The sequence below is a fragment of the Pelomicrobium sp. G1 genome, assembly GCF_051905455.1.
Lineage (GTDB): Bacteria > Pseudomonadota > Gammaproteobacteria > Burkholderiales > UBA6910 > Pelomicrobium.
In genome coordinates, this window is the sequence record NZ_JBQACR010000059.1 from 1 (window position 1) to 703 (window position 703).

The 703-nt window shown below is 71.0% G+C and carries 2 protein-coding genes and 1 pseudogene; all 3 read right to left on the reverse strand.

The genetic code is table 11. The features are described 5' to 3' along the window. Nucleotides 1-369: pseudogene (locus tag ACTFO6_RS17405) on the reverse strand (phage tail tube protein); the annotation flags it as partial. Beyond that, nucleotides 350-520, reverse strand: a complete 171-nt coding sequence (locus ACTFO6_RS17410) for a hypothetical protein (protein ID WP_439935693.1) — start codon at nt 518-520, stop codon at nt 350-352. The pseudogene ACTFO6_RS17405 and the gene ACTFO6_RS17410, both read right to left, overlap by 20 nt. Continuing rightward, nucleotides 517-703 (reverse strand): phage tail terminator protein (locus tag ACTFO6_RS17415; protein WP_439935694.1); only part of this gene is annotated, 187 nt, incomplete at its 5' end. The genes ACTFO6_RS17410 and ACTFO6_RS17415, both read right to left, overlap by 4 nt.

Sequence of the window (703 nt, forward strand, 5' to 3'; positions counted from 1 at the left end):
GAAGTACAGGGTCGCCGACTCGAAGCCGCTCGAGACCGGCTTATATTCCACCTTCACCCCGGGTGTCACGGTCTCCGCGAAGCCGCAGGCGCGCAGCAGCGGCCCCCACGCCGGCGCGGTGCCCGCGGCGCCCGAGCCCGCGACTTCGCAGTCGAACTCGAGCTGCGCGTGGATCGTCGCCGGCAGCTGCTCCGAGGCGCCCAGGTAGGCGCCGCGGATCAGGTCACGGTCCACGTACTCCGATTCGATCGGCGTGGCGGTGAGATTCGCGACCAGTATGGCGTTGGCCGACCCCGTGGGGGCGGCGTCCGTGCCGTAGGTGGTTTCGATCTTGGCGAGCAGGGTGCTCTTACGCCTGAGCAGCGGCATCGGTCAGCTCCTTCGGGGTGCTTGCGTCCGGCGCGGGCGGCGGTGGCGGCGCGGGCTCGTCTCGCGTGCGCTCGACCAGCTCCCGGCGGCCGGTGCGCGGATCGATGCGGTAGCTGCCCCCCTGGCCGTCGTAGGGATCCCGGTCGCTCATGGCCGGCGCTCGTAGTAGCCGGTCAGATATTCGTCCTGCCACCACAGGATCGCGTCTGTGAGGGCGAGGAGCTGGCCGCGCACGAGCTCGATCGGATCGTGGTCCTCGTCGGGCGCCCATCCGATGAGGGCGTCCTTGACCGCGCTGCGCAGGCGCTCCAGCTCCTCGTGACCGGCCTGGCCT

Excerpts from the sequence above, each read along its gene's own strand:
- ACTFO6_RS17410 (WP_439935693.1), bottom strand. The coding sequence starts at position 520 with ATGAGCGACCGGGATCCCTACGACGGCCAGGGGGGCAGCTACCGCATC.